Source organism: Treponema denticola (assembly GCF_024181645.1).
GTDB lineage: Bacteria > Spirochaetota > Spirochaetia > Treponematales > Treponemataceae > Treponema_B > Treponema_B denticola_A.
In genome coordinates this window covers 1,274,071-1,291,587 of sequence record NZ_CP058624.1, presented here as the reverse complement: position 1 = coordinate 1,291,587, position 17,517 = coordinate 1,274,071, and the positions used below count along the sequence as shown (strand labels likewise).

Genomic DNA, 17,517 nt, shown 5'->3' with positions numbered 1-17,517 from the left:
AGTTATTGTTTCCGACTTAATTATCCGAAATAAATTCCCTATATTTTTCAGGATTTACCCTAAAAGCGACTATTGGATCTTCATTATTATTTATGGCACGGTTTACCGCTGCTTGTGCTTCTTCAATCATTCTTCCGGAAGAAATAAGACGGGAGGTTCTTGTTGTGATACCTATCGAAACCGGTTCAGAGATATCATATTCATTTAATATACTCTTAGTTCCTTTGTATATTTCCTCCGCTTTTTTCATAGCTTCATCTAAGTTGGTGTCTTGAAGAATAGCTGCGAATCCGTTTTCATCGAATTCAAAAATCATATCCCTAAATTTTATAAAATCGATCAAAAGGGCTGCAATCTTTTTTCCTATTAGACTTTCGAGAGTAAAATCCTTAAGCTTCATAATAACTAAGGCTATGTCCTGTTCGGATGATGCAGCTCTTCGGAGTTCCGATTCCAGATATTCAGGCAGATATTCCTGCCAGCTTATTCCTGTAATAGGGGAATAAAGGCCTCGAACTTTTTCTATGGCTTCTGCATTTACAGTGCCGAAAGACGATGTTTTAACATTATTATACTCTTCCGAATCAGAACTTACATAGGCAATGCCTTTTTCTTCCTTTAGAGCGGTCTCTTTGCCTGCCTCATAAGGAAATTGCTGTGTAATTTTTAAATTATCCAGATCTTCAAGGCCATAGATGTCCTCATCTTTGCCGGCCTTAATATCTTCGACTGGTTTTAAACGGGATTCATCTTCTTCCCTTGCTTCGGTATAGTCATGAGGATAGACTTCCTCTTCAGGCTCATAATATTTATTTTCTTTAGCGTATGTTTTGGGGGAGAAGCCTCCATCGTCTTTAAAATCGGCCTCAAAGTCTCTTTTATTTATATCTGCATATACTCTGTCTTGAGTATGAGTAAGACTTGTAGAAAGAATTATGATTACGGTTAAAATTGTTACAGCTAATGTTATAAAAAATGCACTTCTGATTCTTAAATAGATTGCAGCCCCCTTTAATGTCGGGATAGAGGCTGTCAATATAAGCTCGGTATCATAGCTTTTCATTGTTTTTACATTTATTTTTCCGCTATGATTTTTTATAAATAAGGATGCCGGTTTTATAAAAAAACTTCCGCCTTCATCATAGCTTATTAGGTTGGAATCCTTGGGCCAAGAAATTACAATACTTTTAGAAGGTTTGGAAATAACAAAGGCTTTAATTTCCAGCTCTTCTGCAAGCGAATATAATCTTTGATTATATTCGTTTTGGGCAAAGTTTTCCTTTTCAGATGAGATTATAATCTGTTTTGCAAAATAAGCAAATGTGGATTTTGCTTCCTCCGCACCGGTATCGGAATCCTTTATAATCCCATATACAAACCATGAAAATGTTCCTACTATAATCAATAAAGCTATTGCGGCATATATGCCAATATACATCTTTTTCATTAACTTACAGTATACTCCAGAATTTGAGATAGTACAAGTTCTACATCGGCAAAATTCGAGATATTTTTAGATAATCTTTTACTTAAATATGCAAAATAAGGCAAAAGAGCCGTTGTCAGCATCTTCTTATCCTTACAAGCCGGCGTTTTTAGATGACTTATAAATTCCTCATATGGAAAGATTGAAAAGTCTTCTTTTTTCCATACAGGAGAAGAGGCGTTAAGGCCGATTGCGGTTTTAAAAAAAGCTTTATACCCGTCTAAAAGAGCTGTAGTATAAGTTATTTTTCCGTTTTTTTCCGTTTTTTTTACTTCTGTTCTAAACATAAGGTCACAAAATTTTGTTTCCAAAGGAGAAGTTTTGAAAGACGTTTTTTCAAATTGTTTTGAAAGATATGTTCCGGCTGCGTATGCCTTACCGTCGGTATAAGCAAAGTCAAGACCTAAAAATTCCAAATCTTTAAATCCAAGGGAAAGGGCTGCCGATCTTGCCGCAAGGGCGACAGTCCCGCTTCCTGTTTCCATATAAGGAAAGGGGGAAAAAAAGGAAGCATATTGAGCAAAGGGATGGGCACTTTTTGTAAAGAAAAAAGAGTTGCCGTTTTTTAAGAATTCCCTCGCAAGAATAGGGTTTGAGCAAAGGTCAAATATACCTACGGTGTTTTTTGTAAACGGTTTAAAACAATGAGCATAAGAAATATTTTGCGGGTCCATCGTAACAAAAAAATCGGCTTCGATGCCGGCAGATATTAAAACCGGAAAGGCCGTATCTGAAGCAAAAAGAACAATGGAGTCCCTGTTTTTTTTTATATTTTCCAAGGCGGATTCAAGGCTTGGCCCGGCTCCTAAAATATAGGCTTTTTTACTTGTATCCGTTTTAGGAATAAACGGTCTTATTAGAGAAGCTGTTTTTAAATTCTGCATAATATTCCTCATCCAGATTTTACCGAAGGCTGCCTGAGTTGAAACATCTGCCTGTATTTTTTCTAATGAGGCTTGAATTTTTTTTTCGAATGTCGGGATTTTCTCCTTGTAAAAGTCTTCCCAAGGTCTTAAAATTTTTATCTCAAAATTGCCGTGTATGGCCGGAATATAGCTATTGATAAATTCTTTTTCAAAGTTTTCCGATTCAAATGGCGGTAAAAAAGATAGGTTCTTATTTAGAATAAGATGTGAAAAATCTATTATTTTAAATAAGCTTTTAAAGTTGGAAAAACTTGCTTCGGTTAGGGCACAGTATTTTGAGTTAAAATTATTCAAAAAAAAGTCTATTTGAATACCTGCTCCTAATCCGCAAAAGAGAATAAAATTTTCGTTCCCTGTAAAAAATCTTGATGCTTCTTTTAAGGGATCATATTTTGAGTGAAGGAGTTTGCCGTTTTTTAGTAAAGGAAGGTCAAGTCCTGTTTTAGAGCTTTCCTTATCGGAAGAGTAATCCGACTTATCATCGGAATTTATAATATCTTCGGCAAGTTTTAAATTTATTTTTTTTAATGCTTCTATATTTTTGTCAAAAAAATTCATGGTTTAAGCCTTATAATTTGATTTTCTAAAAAGGAACTTATTTCATCTTCAAGTTTTAGTTTAATTTCCGCTTCATTGGGAGTATCTTTTTCTTTTAAAAAGGTCATATAATTTTGAAAAGAAATAAATTCACATAATTCTTTTTCAGGACTGCTTAATTCTTTTTCTTTTGCACTTATTTTTATTTTATCAAAAAAAGTCTTGTTTTTTATTTCCTCTTTTATATTTCGGTAAATTTCTGAGAGCAGGCCTTTTTTTTCTTTTAGAGTTTTGTGTTCTAGTTGTCTTACCTGAATGTTCTTTTTATTTGTGTTTTCTTGAGCTATTACTTGAGCTTTAAAATCTTCTCCGTCTATTGATTTTATATTCCCTAAAGGCGGAAGGCCTTTTCCTATCCTAAAAAGCCTCTCAGCCCGCGGCACGGGTATTCGGCTAAACCATTTTTCGTAAGTCTTTAAGGAGCGCAGATCAAAATTCGATATAGCTGCAAAATTGGATAGCGTATCTAAACGGTTTGCTTTAATTTCTTTTTGTATTTGACTTTCATGTGGAGAACAATGGGAAAAACCCTTTGATTCCTTTAAATCCAAGCCTGCAATAAAGATTTTTCCTCCGGTCTTGTCTAAGAGAAGGTCTATTGCCGTGCCGGACACCGTGCCGTTTCTTTTTGCCGGAATTGGAGTAATACCTAAACTTGTAAAAAAAAGAGTTTCAAGGCTTGAGCCGTAGCTTAAAAAAAGACAATTATTGTTTTTTAGAATATGATAAGGAATTTTTGCTTCCAATGGGAAGGCTAGGGCAGTCTCTTTAAATTTTTCATCCTTTAAGTACTTTAAATGATTTGCCGCCCAAAATCCCCCGTCAGTCGATATACATAGATCAAGCTTTATATTTCGGTTTAAGACTGCCGGCAGGGCTGAAGCAGCAGCCATGTTAAACATTTCGTTTATATTGTTAGAATAATTATCCAAGACCTCATCTAAACTAGGGCCTGCCCCTGCAAAAAAAGAAGGCTTTTTATTTTCAATATTTTTTTCACCCAAAAAATAGAGCTTGACGGGATTTTCGGTAAAGATAAAATTATCGCCCATATTTTTAAGCCATCTTTTTCCAAAAAAACTTCTTGTCGCTATCAGGCTCTGTATTATTTTTACGGCTTCGGATATTTCTTTCCATACCCAAGAAGCCGAATCAGGCCAAACATTTTCCGCCGGCTTCCAAGGCAAAAACAAGGTAGACGATAAAAATTCATCCGGAATATTATTGACCAAAAAAAAAGACGGATTTCCTGAAGCCGGTCTCCAAACCTTGTCCCAGAATTTATCCGACTCCAAAAAATAATTGTCCGTATACCTCATGGCCATCAATTTAGTTTTAGGAAATTTTTTATGTAAAGCTGACGCAAGATAGGATTCTCCGGGTTCCGTAATAACGATAATTTTAGGATTTCCCTGTAGTGTATCGGAAAACCTTTCGGCTTCTTTTTGAGGGTTATATGAAGAGTGTAATTTAACTTGTTTTATCATTTATCACGGCCTTAAAAAAAATTTTTATCTCGTTTATATCTTTTGAGGTTCCTGTGTAGTCCATCAAGATTTTAGAACAGATGTCTTCTCCATAAATCTTGGATAAGCTTGCCGTTATTTTTTGTGTATAAATATCCATAGGCATGGTTTCCGATGAGAATATTGACGCATAAAGGCAATTGTCCATACCTAACATTGCCATATTGGATTTTCCTATTAGGTTAAGAATTTTATTTATTATCGAATAATAAAATTCTAGAGTATTTAAATCGCTTTGCAGTTTTACCCTATCGGTAAAAACATGTAAAAATTTGATTGTCAGTAAATGGGCCGTATTATGAAGGTTTAGAGCCGATTTTATTTTAAGCATTATTGTGTCCGTACCATATTGAAAAGGGTACACGGGTCTTGCCGTTTCTATAATCTGTTTATATTGATCATAGCAGAGTAAAAATTCTTTTACAAGCTTATCTGCTTTTTCAAAATCAAAGGCTTCTCTATAAACATCTTTTTGTGATTTTATTAAAAATAAAAAAGTTTTAGCTTCTTCAACAGGATATAAAATAAGATCCGTAATGCTTATATACTCCTGAGAAGAAAAGAAATTCTTTATCGAGCTTAAATCCTTATTTGTAAGAGAATACCGGTTATTTTGTTTAACTTCAAACCCTTTTATAATGTTTGAAGGTATCATGCACCTATGAAAAGTAGTTATATCCACACCTGCAGCAAAACAGAGGTTATAAAAATCTTCATTAGTTTTTATCAAAAAACCGCCCTTTTCAATGTGTAGATTTTTAAGCAGGGCTTGAAAATTGTCTTTTGCATCAAAAAAAGGTGAATGAGGCCTTTCAGTCGGTGCTTGTGAAGGCTGATAAGCTTTTATGCTTACAGCCTCCGCCTTCTGCCTCAATCCCATTAGGATATCCCCAGCTCATCAAAAAGCCGTTTATAAGTATCAAAGTATTCCGACTTTGCAAACTCTTCAATTTTTTCTTCAGGTAAACTTTCTAAGAGCTGATCCATATATGTTAAAACAGACTTGATTTCGTCTTTTAAATGAATCGGCAAGGTTTCGGTCTGTACTTTTTGTTCTTCTGCCGCACTCTCATCAAGTTCAAGCCTTGGAATATCTTTAGCGGCTTGATCAAGTTCTTCCGGTGAAAAAACTGCATCTTCATGGTTTTCACTTATTATTTCAGGAATATCTTCCGACTTTGAAATAATATCCGTTTCATAGGTTGCAGTAGATAAGGAATTGTCCTCCCAACTAATGTCATCAGATTTTTTAATATCTTGTTTTACCGTTTCTTCAGATTCCGGTTCAAAGTCCGCAGCTTCGTCATGGCCTTCTTCAATATTTTCCGTAATAGCTTCAAAGCCGCTGTATTCATCGCCCAGCGGAATACTTTGTCCATCAGGCAGCTCAAGCTCTGTTATAGTCATATCAAAGTCATCAAGAATTCCGCCATCATCGGCAGCGGATTCATCCAAGTTATGATCTTCCAAGTTATGATCTTCTAAAGCTGGTTCTTCCGGTATATCATCGGAAAGGAAATCTTCTATTTCAATCTCCTCGATTTTTTCATCCGGTTCATCTTTAACGTTGAGCTCTACATCTTCGTCAAGATAGCTTATGTCCTCAGTTAGGTCATTGATATGCTCAGGCTCTAAAGCGTTTAATAGGTCATTATCGGCAAAAACTTCGGGTTCATCCTTAGTATCTTTCTCAAGGTTATCATCATCGAGGAAAGCCCCATCGATTTCATCCAATGTTTCAGGAATTTCGTAATCTTTTTCCGTGTTTTCTTCCGTGAAATCGGCCGTTATCAATATATTATTAAGCTCATCACCTGTAAGGGCGATTGTTTCATCTCCGTCATCATCATTAAAGAATCCTGTTTTATCGCTCTCAGCTACATCATTTAAAATGCTGTCTGTTATAGTATTTTCTTGAGGTGTTGAGATGTTTGAGTCTTCCAATTTTTGTTGTGTTTGGGCCATTTCAAATTTCATATTTGCAAGTTCATTTTTGATGCTTACTAATTCGCTTGCAATTTGAGTTAAGATTTCGGTAGCCTTATCGTTTGCAAGAACATTGGATTGTGGTGCTGCCGTTTCTACCCCGTCATTTTTTTTGTGTGACTGAATCACTGAAATGTCTTCCCTAAATTCTTCCGGTATTTCTTGGCTTCCGGAGTCTAAAAGATCGTTTTCAAGGGCTTCAATATCGTCAAAAAACATATTGCCGTTTTCTTCAACTATATTTTCCGTCTCCGTCGATTCTCCCATAACGCTGTCCAACATTGAGTCAAAATCATCTATTGTTTCAGCTTCTTCTGTTTTTTCTTCATCTGCCGTAGAAGAGTCAGCCATAATTTTTTGATTTTCTTTTCGGATTTCGTCTATATTACCTGCTTCTATTATGGTGCTCTCTATAACCAAACCGTCATCTTCTTTTTTTTCTTCTTCAGTATTTTCAACATTTTCCGCTTCTTCAAATTCGGAAATGTCGCTGAATATTTCGACATCTTCTAAGTCATCATCGCCGCCCATAGTTTTACCTGCGATAGAGCTTATATCCGAGTATTCATCTATGGTAATATTAAGAGGAATTTCATCCGATAGTTCTTCTACGTCTTCTGCATTACTTTCATCATTAACTTCGAGCTCGTCGAAAATTTCATCAAAGTCGGAAATATCGTCGATTTTCCTTTCAGGTAAATTTTCAATATCTGAAGTTTTGTTTTCTGCTGTGCTTTCACTTGCCTCAGGTTCATCTGAGGTTATTTCAAAGCTTTCGTTTCCTTCAAAATCTATAGCATCGCTTTCCTTTGTTTCCAAATAGTCTTCGTCAAAAGAAAGATCCAGTTTTATATTGTTATCCGGCTCAAGGCTTCCGTCTTCGTTTTTATCCTCATTTTTGTCGGTTGATTCAATGGCTTCAGAATCGCTTAGGAAGTCATCCAAATCAAGAGTTTCAAATTCATTTGTATCGGATGTTGTTTCTTTTTCAGCTTTAGGCATTACATCAAGATCAATATCGAAATCATCCTTTTCTTCTTCATCAATTACTACGGCATCAGCTTCATCAAAAATATCGAATTCATCTCCATAAATATCATCCTCAGAAGTGATACTTACATTTTCAAGATGTTCTTCAGTTTTATTGCTATCTTCATTTTTTATAGTTTCAAAATTATTCAATGTTGTTAATTCTTCAAACTCTAATGGCTCATCCGGATTATCTAAATTTATAATATCATGGTCGTCGAATTCCAATATATCATTTTCAAAAGGAGCCTCAGCATTTTCATTTTCTACAGGCGACACACTTTCATAACTGTCCTTATGTTCGGGTCTTTTTTTGACCCATACACCATACATATCGAGATTTGAATCATCTTCAAGTTTTACCGGAAAAACCGAATCATCCGGTTCTTCAATTTTGTTAAAATCTAATGCCATGCTATTCTCCCGTATAACTTATATCTATAATTATACTATATATCGACAGAATTTGTAAATAACCTAAATTATTTAGTCTAAATAAATTGTCAAAAAATTCAAGAAAAAAACATAAAATGCCGTTATATATTTAGACTATGAAAATCTATTTTAAAGTGCTTATTCCCATTTTTATTACTGTTTTTGCTTACACTGTTTTGACCGTGTTTTTAGGTCCTAAGGGAATATATGCGCAGCATTTTATAGAAGGTCAGAGGGATATTCTTGTAAACCATGTCCGTTCTCTTAGGCAAACCGGAGAAGATTTAGACAGTCTGATAAGAAATTTAACCTATGATCCTGAAACAATTGCTATTTATGCCCATGAACTGGGTTATATATATGATAATGAGGGAATAATTAAACTTGTGAACTTTAATTCCGGATTTGGAAAGAGCTTAAATCCGGGAACAATCTTAAAAATTGAAACTCCGTATTTTCTTTCAGATTACATATGCAAAACAATAGCTGCATCTTTAGGTATAATTGTTATCATTTTTCAGATGTTGGCGGTAAGAAAAGATGGTTATTTTAAAAAAAGATCCTAAATCTTTAGAAATAGCAGCTTCTGTCTTAAAAAAAGGCGAAATTATAATAGTTCCTACCGATACCGTTTACGGTTTTTCGGGTATAATGCCTTTTACAAAAGAAAAAATCATTAAAATCAAAAAAAGAGGGGCTGAAAAGAGTTTTATCAGTCTCATTGAAAAACCTCAAGATATTTATAAATATACGGATACTCCTATTCCTGAAATCTTATTAAAGCTATGGCCGGCTCCTTTGAGCATAATAGTAAGGGATAAGGAGGGCAGGGGAACCTCGGCTTTTAGATGCCCTGATGATATCTGGCTTAGAAATTTAATAGGAAAGACCGGTTTTCCGATTTATTCTACAAGTGTAAACTATTCGGGAGAGCCTGTTTTAAGTGATATTAGGGATATAATAAGCGAGTTTGAAGATAAGGTTTCGTTGATAGTTGACGGAGGAGAGCAAAAAGGCTTATCGTCCACGATTGTAAGCTTAACCGATAAGGAGCCTTGTATAATCAGGCAGGGTGCCTTAAAAATAAGTTTTTAGTTTTTTATCCAGCGTACTTTTTTTATAACTTCATTTACCGAAACAAGGGTATTTCCGTGATAGACTATTTCGATATCTGTTTTTTCTCCGACTAAAATCTTATTGTCGGTAGAAACCAGAAACTTCCATGAGGGGGTTTTTCCCATCTCTGCAGCTTTTTTGGCTATTTCATCAGGTAAATTGATAAATTGTCTTGGCATGGGCTTTCCCGACTGACTTATTGTTAAATAACCTTCATGTACTCTTACTTGAAGTAAAATAGTTATTCCGCTCGAAAGGAGGGCTATTCCCCTTCCTCCTCTCATAAGTTCAACTCTTTCAAGCCCTTCTTCTCCATGCCATGAGCCTGAAAGTATGTCGATATTTTTTACCTCTTCTACATCTGAATCATTCCTAGGATCTGAGTCCTCCAAATTATAGGTAACCGATAAATTAACCGACTTATCAAAAATATCCGATACAAGGACCCGCGAATCCAATAGGATTAAATTAACGCTTTGATAAATTTTAGATATCCGCCTTGTGATCTTATCCGACGAATTTTTCAACATGAGTTCAAGCTGTATACCGTTTTCCAGTCCTGTGATTTTACCTGCAAAAACATAATCGAAGCGCTGTTGAGCATCGGTTTCGGTAACAGGAGTAGAGCGCATATCTACAATATCGTATTTTTTTAATTCTTTTACAAAGCTGAAAATAGCATTACTGATTGTTGCTGTTGTTTGTTCAGTTATATTTTTAGATTCAAGTTTAAAAACACCTACAGTAGGAGATGCATACAACATGCTTCCGGATCTGACAATCGGTATAGACATCATTAAAAGCAAAAATATTACAAATCCGTAAGACTTTTTTATCTTCATTATTTACCCCTTACTTTTATTTCCCTTTGCATATCTCTTTTTATGTCTCTATCTTTTATGTCTGCACGTTTATCAAAGGTCTTTTTACCCTTACAAACACCTAAGAGTACCTTAACGATACCGTTTTTAAAGTAAAATTCCAAGGGGACAAGGGTATAACCTTTTTCCTCAACCTTTCGTTTTAATCTTTTTATTTCATCCTTTTTTAAAAGGAGTTTTTTAGGTCTTTCCGGATCATGATTAAAGACGGAAGAGTAAATATACTCCGAAATATGAAAATTTTTAACCCATACTTCATTATCTTTAATTTCGGCAAAGGCATCGGGAAAAGATATCCTTCCTTCTCTGAGAGATTTGACTTCCGTACCCTTTAAGACTAGGCCGCATTCTATTTTTTCTTCAACGGTATAATTAAAAAAAGCCTTTTTGTTTTTTGCTATGATTTTTACAGGTGTTTTCTCCATATGCACATTATATTCATAGATTAGACACTTGTCAACGACAGCGGAAAATGATATTATGCCTTGAGGACTAATAATGACTGCAAAATATCGAAATTTTTCATATACGGCAAAGAAGGAATACCGAAACAAGGTTTTGTTTATTATTTTTTTAGTGCTTTTTGCCTTTTTTTCATATATACTCATAACATCATATTTGTTAAAAACTTATAGATTACAGACCGACACTATGCTTCCTGAAATTTCTATAGGAGATATGATTTTAGTGACTCCTATCTATACTCCGGTTTCAGCTAAACGCGGTGACTTGGTTGTCATAGATGATACATTATCGCAAAATAAGTCTTTTTTTAAATCGGCTGTAAATACCCTTGCGGGCTTTTTTACATTTCAGCTTGTAAGGCCCTTTGATTTGCAGAGTGAAGACTCTTATTCCATACGAAGAATTGTAGGCTTGCCCGGAGATACCCTGTATATGGAAAATTTTGTATTGCATATAAAAACCAAGAATTCAAGTCATTTTTTGACCGAATTTGAATTGGCTCAAAAAAATTATGATATTGAAATTAAGGATCTGCCGGCTCATTGGGATTCATCCTTACCTTTTTCGGGATCATATCCGGAGACGGTTCTAAAAGAAGGCGAATATTTTGTATTATGCGATAATAGGATAATCACTGATGATTCCCGTCTTTGGGGAGCTGTTGAAGGGGATAAAAAAATATGCGGCAAAATTATCCTAAAGTATTGGCCGTTTAAAGAATTTAAATCCTATTAATGAAAAAGGCCGGCCTTTATATACACATACCTTTTTGTCTCCAAAAATGTAATTATTGCGATTTTTTTTCGGTTCGTGCCGGCCGGTTTAAGAACATCTTATCAGGTCATTTAAGTCCATTCATTTTAAGATTGGCTGAAGATATAAAAATACAAGCGGATAAGTATTCCATAAACGAATGGGATACCGTCTATATAGGAGGCGGAACACCGTCTCTTCTATCCCCCGAAGACATCTACTTTCTTTCATCTCAAATACCTGCTGCTCAAAAAAATCCTCATAGAGAATTTACCGTCGAAATTAATCCCGAAGATTTAACTAAAGAATTTTTATCCGCTGCAGTTAGCGGAGGAATTAATAGGTTTTCTGTAGGAATTCAATCTCTTAATGATGAGGTTTTAAGTGCCTGTAAGAGGAGGGGATGTAGAAAAATGAGCCTTTCGGCCCTTGAGCTTTTACGCAGCCAAAAAGGTCTAAACCTTTCTTGTGATCTAATTGCAGGACTAAATAAGCAGACCTTAAGCATTTTAAAAGATGATATCCAAACCTTATTACATTTTAGACCGGAGCATTTTTCACTATACGCCCTCTGTTCAAATACAAATTTAACGCCTGAAAAAGATGATGACATAGCCGACTTATGGAGCTATGGTAAGGATATTTTGGAGAAAAATAGCTATAATAAGTATGAAGTGTCTAATTTTTCATACAAAAACTTATACAAAAGTATACATAATGAGAAATATTGGAGATTGCAAGACTATATAGGGGTAGGTCCGGGAGCTTTCGGTTCAATTTTTTTTGATAAAGAAGTTTTACCTGCTCAGGCAAATGCTTGTGGTGTACATGCTAAAGCATTGAGATTTTCAGCAATTAAAAATATAGAAAAATGGATGACCTTGAACAATAGGGATGAGGTGTATGAGTACGAAACCATAGGAGAAAAAGAATTTATTGAAGAAGCTTTTATGATGGGCTTAAGACTTACCGAGGGAATTGACAGGTCTTTTTTTAAATCGAGGTTTGGTAAGGATATTTCGGTATTTGCAGGAAAAACCATTTCAAAATGGCTGGATAGAAACGAGGCCGTTTTGACGGAAAAAAGATTTTATTTAACAGAAAGAGGATTTCTTTACTTGAATTTATTTTTACAGGAACTATTTCAAGAAATTGATATGCTGTTTTAAAATTTATACGGCCTGATTTTGGTCCTTATTTTGTTCCCATATATAACTAAATTCTTTATCTATGGTTTTGAAGACTTCAATTATGGTAGGGTCAAAATGGGATCCTGCTCCATTTATAATATGCTCGATACTTTCTTTATGAGATATTTCTTCTTTATAGGATCTTCTCATTCTAAGCGCATCGTAAACATCGGCTATAGCCACTATACGTGCCGATAAGGGAATCATTTCACCTGCAAGCTTATAAGGATAGCCTTTTCCGTCCCAGCGCTCATGATGGCTAAGAGTAATTTCTTTTGCCATATGAATAGGATAGTTTGCAAGGATAAGAGTTCCGTTAATAGTATGTTCTCTCATAACTGCCCATTCTACATCATTAAGCGCCCCTTTTTTTTGTAGAATATAATCGGGAGTTCCTATTTTTCCTATATCGTGGATGGCTGCAAGAGAAGAAATATTATCTATAAAATCTGCATCTATTTGAGGAAATAAATTCTCCTTAAACAAGGCTTCTGCAAGAGTTTTTGAATAATAATTAAGTCTTTCATTATGAAAGCCCGTATCGTTATCTTTTAATTTTGATGCATTTAAGAGACTTTCCATCATACCCTTATACTGACTTAAATAAGAATTGCTTATATCTTCAAACATAACCCAGTATCCGTTGAGAGTATTATTATCAAATAAAGGGAATATGTTTGTTTTTGTATACATAGTTTTACGGTATCTTGTCTTATGCCTTAAAACTCCTGACCATGAGTAGCCTCTATTAGGGCTTTTTAATTTTGCTAAAAGGTCGTCGAGGGCGGATTTTTCAAGAGTGCTGCCGAATATATTAAAAAACGGTTTTTTTTCTATATTGTGATAACCTTCAAAAAGATGGTTTACAGCATCGCTTATGTATAATATCAAAAAATTTTTATCCAAAAGCATTGAGCAAACAGTAGGTGTAGCAAGTAAGTCTACAGCTGTTTTTAAAACCTCAGTTTTAATTTCAGTATTTTTAAAATTTATAGGACTGTCTTGATCGTCTTGATAAAGGTTTTCCTGCATTTCTTCTAATTCCTCTTCTATTTCATCAAGCATTTCTATTTCATCGAGGGTTAGAAAGTCTTTTTCATTAATCTTTATTTTAGATTTATTTTTGTTTTTTCTTTTTTTCATAGGCTAAAATCCTTATAATTTCAAATACCTAATGCTCTGCATCGCTCTTCCTTATATATACAGGGCCCTCATGATCTTCAACTTTTTTACAATTTTTGTTTGTAAGAAAACAATCAAGTAAAGTTTTTGAAAATGTGTCTTTGTCTGCTTCTATCAAGGTAATATTATGTGACTCAATAGCTGCTCCGGCTTCTTTACTAAATTTGTCAGTCCCATAGCCGCAAATAATAGTTTTTTTGTTTTTATCAATCAGTTTAAGTGCATCTTCAGCACTTATATCAAGAGCTTCCGAGATCGGCTTTTTGTTTTCAAATGCCTGTACATAAAAGCAGTCTCTTTTTGCATCAATAACCGATAAAAATTGATTTTTATTGCCATATTTAGAACAAAAAGCCTCCAAAATAGAAACACAAAAAAACCGAGCATTAGTTTGCAGCTGAATCGCTTTTGCTGTTGAGTAAGCAAGCCTTAAACCGGTAAAACCTCCAGGTCCCTGAGGACATACTAAAACATCTGTTTCGTTTATAGAAAAACCTGCCTGTTTTAGGGCGGCTTCTATTGCAGGAATCAGGATGGCAGAATGTCTGGCTTTAGCCGGCGTAAAAACGGATGTAACCGTACCGTTATTTCCTTGAGCCGTTATTGCAACAGAGGAAAAACTTGTATCGATACAAATTATGTTCATAAAGCCTCACAAAAGTCTTCGTTATTGATGATAATTTTTCTGGAATTATCATCATTTACCATTATGTCGATATAAATAGTGTTTTTGGGTAATGCTTGTTTTACCTTTTTACTCCATTCAATCACGCAAACTCCATCTCCATATAACATTTCTTCAGTACCAAGGTCCAAAAAATCCTCAACTCCTTCAAGTCTGTATACATCCATATGATATAGATGTAAACGGCCTGAGTATTCCGATATTAGGGTAAAAGTAGGGCTTGTAATATCTTCTTCAATATCCAAGCCTTGGGCAATACCCTTTGTCAGATAGGTTTTTCCTGCTGCTAAAGAACCGTCAAGGGCTAGTACATCTCCTTTTTTTAATTTTTCTCCTATTTTTTTTCCGAAATTAATAGTATCTTCTTCGGTTTTTACTGTAAATTCCATTACGGTAATTTCCTTGTTTCGATTAAACGGCGGACGCAGGCTTTTAATTCCATCATGATCTGTAAAACAGGATAGTCTATTTTGTCTATCATCTGTACCTGTATTTCGGTTTCGCCCGTCGGTTTATGTTCTACAAAAAATTCTACCTTTCCGTTTTGTTCTTTACCCAATATTGTATATATTGCTGTTCCGATATATTTTTGTCTGTAATATATATGTGTATCTTCTTTTTCGATATTTTTTATTTCAGAAACAATCATTTTTTTATTCTCCGCCTGTTTTTATTGATAATAAACCATTTCCCAGCTTTTTTACAAGCGGTGCCAATTCGTATTCTGCAATATCCGAAATTTCTACCGTATCGGTATCTTCGATTGCATTAATAATAGCATCCAAATTAGAAGATATTTCTCTTTGGTATTCGCTGATGGTCATCTCTCCTAACTTTAGATCTTCATTAATCTCTGCAATATCAAACAGTTTAGCTGTTTCATAGAGTTTTGCCAGATTAATAGAGAATGTTTCAATCGTTTTTATAATTTCGACATCGCTTCCTGTTTGAACCTTAATAGGAATTTTTTCAATTTCTTCCGAATTTTTTATAAATTCATCACCAAGTCCTTTTAAGAGTATCCTTATATCCTCTCCGCTTGTTGTAAACAGCTCAATATTTATTTCCATTTGATGAGGATCCTGAAAAAGCTCATCAAGTTCCTTTAAAGTTAATTCTTTTCCGTTCACTATGACTTGAGTTATAGTGCTTTTATGATTTCGGCATTCTTGTTCTATATTCCCAAGAACATCACCTATTGTGATTTCGTTTTCCAATTTTAATTTAATTTCTTGTCCGTTTAATTTTATATTCATTATTCATCCTTATTACTTTTTTTAAGAGAATCCGTAAAATTCTTCATCGTCTGGGATTGTTTTTGTAAACTTTTTAAAGTTCCGTCCATTATTCCGTATTTCTTTTTAAGCGCCAGTTCTTTTTCGGCAAGTTTTTTGTCATAGTTTTCTATTCTTTTTTTGGAAGAATCCATCTTTATTTTTAAAGAGTCGGTTTTTACGCCGAAAATGCCGCCCCTTTGTGTGTAAGGGTTAATGTATTCATACATTGCATGGGCAAGGCCTGAATCTATTAAAATATCTCCGTCAGAATCAAAACCGAAAAAAAGTTTTACCTCTTCCATATTGTTTTTTAAGGCTTCATCAAGTTTTTTTTCGTCGATTTCAAGATATCCGCGAAGGCGCGACATGTCTATGCCGCCCGAAGAATCGGATTTTGTGGAAATACCAAGTTGAGCGAGCATAAAGATTTTGGAATCATTTGCAGGCTTATAGGCGGTATTTATTGTTTGTCTTAAATTGGATTTTAATGTTATTAGAGTAGAATCAGCATACATAAGCCCCAATTTTTTTTGAGCATCTTCAATTTCGGATTCTGAAAGATATGTCAGCTCTTCTATGATTTCGGGCTTATTTTGTGTTAGTATGTTTATTTGAGCAAAAACACGATTATATTTGGCTACCAATTCAATAATCGCATTTTTGACGGCTTCTACATCCGGTTTTATGGTAAGTTTTTCCTGCTTTTCCGAAGACTCATGAGCATGAATGGTTACGTTAGGCACTAAATCGTCAATATCGTTTTTTTCTCTTTTAATTTGAATGCCCTCAAAATTGATTATGGCATCCTGTGCTGTTGAAACAGGGTTTACAGGAACATAGTCTCCGGCCGCCTTAGGATCAAATATTTTAATATTTTCGATAAAAACAGCCTTTTCGGAATTATTATTGTTTATTGTAAGAGCCTTTACGTCTCCGTATTCGGCCAAGGGAATCGTAATTGTCTGGGTTTCGGCATTTTCCGAAAGAGGGGGCAGGGGAATAAGTACTCCTCTTGTTGATTCTAAGGCTAAAATATTCATATCAACCTTTGGACCTGATACTTTATTAGGTTCTATTTTAGTTTTTTCAAGGCCGTCATTTGAAGGTTCATTTTGTACCACAATACCTCTGTATGCTATTGAGCCGATTTGCTCATAAATTTTTTCGCCCGGTTCTTCTTTTTTTACGGCTTCTTTTGACGGTTCCTTAATTGAAACTGTAAGCTCCATGACATATTGCCCCTTGGCTCTTACAGCTTCGGAAAAATCTATTTTTTGAGAGGTTTCAGGTTTAGTTTCGATGGAGGAAACTGAAGTTTTTATGGCAGATGTATCATTTTTTTTGATAAGCCCCATTTCAATGGCAAGGGGCAGGGCATCATCTGCAAACTCCAATCTGTTTTTTGCTCCTGTTATATTGGATGAAAAGAGTAAGGACTTTGTGTCCGGGGTTATTTTTATTTCGCTTATATTTAAAATTTCTTTTGCTTTGGAGTTTACAAGGTCTATAAAACCCTTATATTTTCCGCCCTTCCAGTTTACGGATATGGTTTTTTCTCCTATTTTAAATGTATACTTTCCTTTTTTTATTTGAAGGTCGTTATTGATTTCAGTGCTTAAAAATTTATCGGCTTCTGCAACTTGAACTATATTAAGCTTTACGTTTTGATCCTTGGCTCCTCTGGAAGCTGTTGCGGTAAAGGATCTTTCATTTGAGGATTCTGCTATTTTTTCTACAAAGGGATTATTAAAAGAATATAGATCTCTTGCAGCATTCCGTACTTCAAGAGAAAATTTATTAACTTGTCTCCAGGAATCATCCTGCAATTTTAGACGCTCGAGTTTTTCGGCTTCTCTGTCGCGAGGAATTCTTTCCTTTTTCATCAAAGCTTCAACAAGCTTTTCGTATGTACTATTGACTCCCGGTATACTTAAATCGGACATTTAAACCCCTAATTTTTTTTAATACCTAAAAAAGGGAAAT

The 17,517-nt window shown here is 34.8% G+C and carries 17 protein-coding genes; 4 read left to right on the top strand and 13 right to left on the bottom strand.

Annotated features, from left to right (window positions below; all coding sequences use genetic code 11):
- Window positions 1-16: 16 nt before the first annotated feature.
- The 5 genes from HO345_RS06160 to HO345_RS06140 are packed head-to-tail and all read right to left on the bottom strand — an operon-like array spanning window position 17 to window position 7,964.
- A complete protein-coding gene (locus HO345_RS06160) occupies window positions 17-1,447 on the bottom strand; it encodes a diguanylate cyclase domain-containing protein (protein ID WP_253684507.1) in 1,431 nt (476 codons plus the stop codon).
- The gene (locus HO345_RS06155; protein ID WP_253684506.1) at window positions 1,447-2,970 is read right to left on the bottom strand and encodes a motility associated factor glycosyltransferase family protein; all 1,524 of its coding nucleotides are present in this window, start codon (window positions 2,968-2,970) and stop codon (window positions 1,447-1,449) included. The genes HO345_RS06160 and HO345_RS06155 overlap by 1 nt, the downstream gene beginning before the upstream one ends.
- Window positions 2,967-4,496 (bottom strand): 6-hydroxymethylpterin diphosphokinase MptE-like protein, encoded by a 1,530-nt coding sequence (locus HO345_RS06150; RefSeq protein ID WP_253684505.1) that lies wholly within the window; start codon window positions 4,494-4,496, stop codon window positions 2,967-2,969. The genes HO345_RS06155 and HO345_RS06150 overlap by 4 nt, the downstream gene beginning before the upstream one ends.
- Window positions 4,480-5,415 (bottom strand): hypothetical protein, encoded by a 936-nt coding sequence (locus HO345_RS06145; protein WP_253684504.1) that lies wholly within the window; start codon window positions 5,413-5,415, stop codon window positions 4,480-4,482. The genes HO345_RS06150 and HO345_RS06145 overlap by 17 nt, the downstream gene beginning before the upstream one ends.
- Window positions 5,415-7,964, bottom strand: a complete 2,550-nt coding sequence (locus tag HO345_RS06140; RefSeq protein WP_253684503.1) for a midas domain-containing protein — start codon at window positions 7,962-7,964, stop codon at window positions 5,415-5,417. The genes HO345_RS06145 and HO345_RS06140 overlap by 1 nt, the downstream gene beginning before the upstream one ends.
- 137 nt (window positions 7,965-8,101) lie before the next feature.
- On the opposite strand from HO345_RS06140, the gene HO345_RS06135 reads away from it, so the two are divergent.
- Window positions 8,102-8,551 (top strand): septum formation initiator family protein, encoded by a 450-nt coding sequence (locus tag HO345_RS06135; protein ID WP_010697263.1) that lies wholly within the window; start codon window positions 8,102-8,104, stop codon window positions 8,549-8,551.
- Window positions 8,526-9,080, top strand: coding sequence for an L-threonylcarbamoyladenylate synthase (locus HO345_RS06130; protein ID WP_010697264.1), 555 nt, complete (start codon window positions 8,526-8,528; stop codon window positions 9,078-9,080). The genes HO345_RS06135 and HO345_RS06130 overlap by 26 nt, the downstream gene beginning before the upstream one ends.
- Here HO345_RS06130 and HO345_RS06125 read toward each other — a convergent pair.
- The gene (locus tag HO345_RS06125; RefSeq protein ID WP_253684502.1) at window positions 9,077-9,943 is read right to left on the bottom strand and encodes a TP0183 family DNA metabolism protein; all 867 of its coding nucleotides are present in this window, start codon (window positions 9,941-9,943) and stop codon (window positions 9,077-9,079) included. The genes HO345_RS06130 and HO345_RS06125 overlap by 4 nt on opposite strands.
- Window positions 9,943-10,407, bottom strand: a complete 465-nt coding sequence (gene smpB, locus HO345_RS06120; protein WP_253684501.1) for an SsrA-binding protein SmpB — start codon at window positions 10,405-10,407, stop codon at window positions 9,943-9,945. The genes HO345_RS06125 and smpB overlap by 1 nt, the downstream gene beginning before the upstream one ends.
- A 73-nt stretch (window positions 10,408-10,480) precedes the next feature.
- On the opposite strand from smpB, the gene lepB reads away from it, so the two are divergent.
- Both lepB and hemW read left to right on the top strand, forming a co-directional pair.
- On the top strand, window positions 10,481-11,182 hold the full coding sequence (gene lepB, locus HO345_RS06115) for a signal peptidase I (RefSeq protein WP_253684500.1): 702 nt from the start codon (window positions 10,481-10,483) through the stop codon (window positions 11,180-11,182).
- Window positions 11,182-12,369 (top strand): radical SAM family heme chaperone HemW, encoded by a 1,188-nt coding sequence (gene hemW, locus HO345_RS06110; RefSeq protein WP_253684499.1) that lies wholly within the window; start codon window positions 11,182-11,184, stop codon window positions 12,367-12,369. The genes lepB and hemW overlap by 1 nt, the downstream gene beginning before the upstream one ends.
- Before the next feature lie 3 nt (window positions 12,370-12,372).
- Here the strand turns inward: hemW and HO345_RS06105 are convergent, their stop codons facing one another.
- The 6 genes from HO345_RS06105 to fliD are packed head-to-tail and all read right to left on the bottom strand — an operon-like array spanning window position 12,373 to window position 17,477.
- The gene (locus HO345_RS06105; RefSeq protein ID WP_010697269.1) at window positions 12,373-13,533 is read right to left on the bottom strand and encodes an HD-GYP domain-containing protein; all 1,161 of its coding nucleotides are present in this window, start codon (window positions 13,531-13,533) and stop codon (window positions 12,373-12,375) included.
- Window positions 13,534-13,561: 28 nt separating this feature from the next.
- Complete coding sequence (gene tsaB, locus HO345_RS06100) at window positions 13,562-14,218, bottom strand: tRNA (adenosine(37)-N6)-threonylcarbamoyltransferase complex dimerization subunit type 1 TsaB (RefSeq protein ID WP_253684498.1); 657 nt, start codon at window positions 14,216-14,218, stop codon at window positions 13,562-13,564.
- Window positions 14,215-14,646, bottom strand: coding sequence for a tRNA (adenosine(37)-N6)-threonylcarbamoyltransferase complex ATPase subunit type 1 TsaE (tsaE, locus tag HO345_RS06095; RefSeq protein ID WP_010697271.1), 432 nt, complete (start codon window positions 14,644-14,646; stop codon window positions 14,215-14,217). The genes tsaB and tsaE overlap by 4 nt, the downstream gene beginning before the upstream one ends.
- Window positions 14,646-14,906, bottom strand: a complete 261-nt coding sequence (locus HO345_RS06090; RefSeq protein ID WP_010697272.1) for a hypothetical protein — start codon at window positions 14,904-14,906, stop codon at window positions 14,646-14,648. Before HO345_RS06090 ends, tsaE begins: the two co-directional genes overlap by 1 nt.
- A 4-nt stretch (window positions 14,907-14,910) precedes the next feature.
- A complete protein-coding gene (locus HO345_RS06085; protein ID WP_010697273.1) occupies window positions 14,911-15,513 on the bottom strand; it encodes a DUF8042 domain-containing protein in 603 nt (200 codons plus the stop codon).
- On the bottom strand, window positions 15,513-17,477 hold the full coding sequence (fliD, locus tag HO345_RS06080) for a flagellar filament capping protein FliD (RefSeq protein ID WP_253684497.1): 1,965 nt from the start codon (window positions 17,475-17,477) through the stop codon (window positions 15,513-15,515). The genes HO345_RS06085 and fliD overlap by 1 nt, the downstream gene beginning before the upstream one ends.
- Between the last annotated feature and the right edge of the window lie 40 nt (window positions 17,478-17,517).

Bases quoted from the DNA above. Each gene is read 5' to 3' on its own strand.
- HO345_RS06160 (WP_253684507.1), bottom strand. From the start codon at position 1,447: ATGAAAAAGATGTATATTGGCATATATGCCGCAATAGCTTTATTGATT.
- HO345_RS06155 (WP_253684506.1), bottom strand. From the start codon at position 2,970: ATGAATTTTTTTGACAAAAATATAGAAGCATTAAAAAAAATAAATTTA.
- HO345_RS06150 (WP_253684505.1), bottom strand. From the start codon at position 4,496: ATGATAAAACAAGTTAAATTACACTCTTCATATAACCCTCAAAAAGAA.
- HO345_RS06145 (WP_253684504.1), bottom strand. From the start codon at position 5,415: ATGGGATTGAGGCAGAAGGCGGAGGCTGTAAGCATAAAAGCTTATCAG.
- HO345_RS06140 (WP_253684503.1), bottom strand. From the start codon at position 7,964: ATGGCATTAGATTTTAACAAAATTGAAGAACCGGATGATTCGGTTTTT.
- HO345_RS06135 (WP_010697263.1), top strand. From the start codon at position 8,102: ATGAAAATCTATTTTAAAGTGCTTATTCCCATTTTTATTACTGTTTTT.
- HO345_RS06130 (WP_010697264.1), top strand. From the start codon at position 8,526: ATGGTTATTTTAAAAAAAGATCCTAAATCTTTAGAAATAGCAGCTTCT.
- HO345_RS06125 (WP_253684502.1), bottom strand. From the start codon at position 9,943: ATGAAGATAAAAAAGTCTTACGGATTTGTAATATTTTTGCTTTTAATG.
- smpB (WP_253684501.1), bottom strand. From the start codon at position 10,407: ATGGAGAAAACACCTGTAAAAATCATAGCAAAAAACAAAAAGGCTTTT.
- lepB (WP_253684500.1), top strand. From the start codon at position 10,481: ATGACTGCAAAATATCGAAATTTTTCATATACGGCAAAGAAGGAATAC.
- hemW (WP_253684499.1), top strand. From the start codon at position 11,182: ATGAAAAAGGCCGGCCTTTATATACACATACCTTTTTGTCTCCAAAAA.
- HO345_RS06105 (WP_010697269.1), bottom strand. From the start codon at position 13,533: ATGAAAAAAAGAAAAAACAAAAATAAATCTAAAATAAAGATTAATGAA.
- tsaB (WP_253684498.1), bottom strand. From the start codon at position 14,218: ATGAACATAATTTGTATCGATACAAGTTTTTCCTCTGTTGCAATAACG.
- tsaE (WP_010697271.1), bottom strand. From the start codon at position 14,646: ATGGAATTTACAGTAAAAACCGAAGAAGATACTATTAATTTCGGAAAA.
- HO345_RS06090 (WP_010697272.1), bottom strand. From the start codon at position 14,906: ATGATTGTTTCTGAAATAAAAAATATCGAAAAAGAAGATACACATATA.
- HO345_RS06085 (WP_010697273.1), bottom strand. From the start codon at position 15,513: ATGAATATAAAATTAAACGGACAAGAAATTAAATTAAAATTGGAAAAC.
- fliD (WP_253684497.1), bottom strand. From the start codon at position 17,477: ATGTCCGATTTAAGTATACCGGGAGTCAATAGTACATACGAAAAGCTT.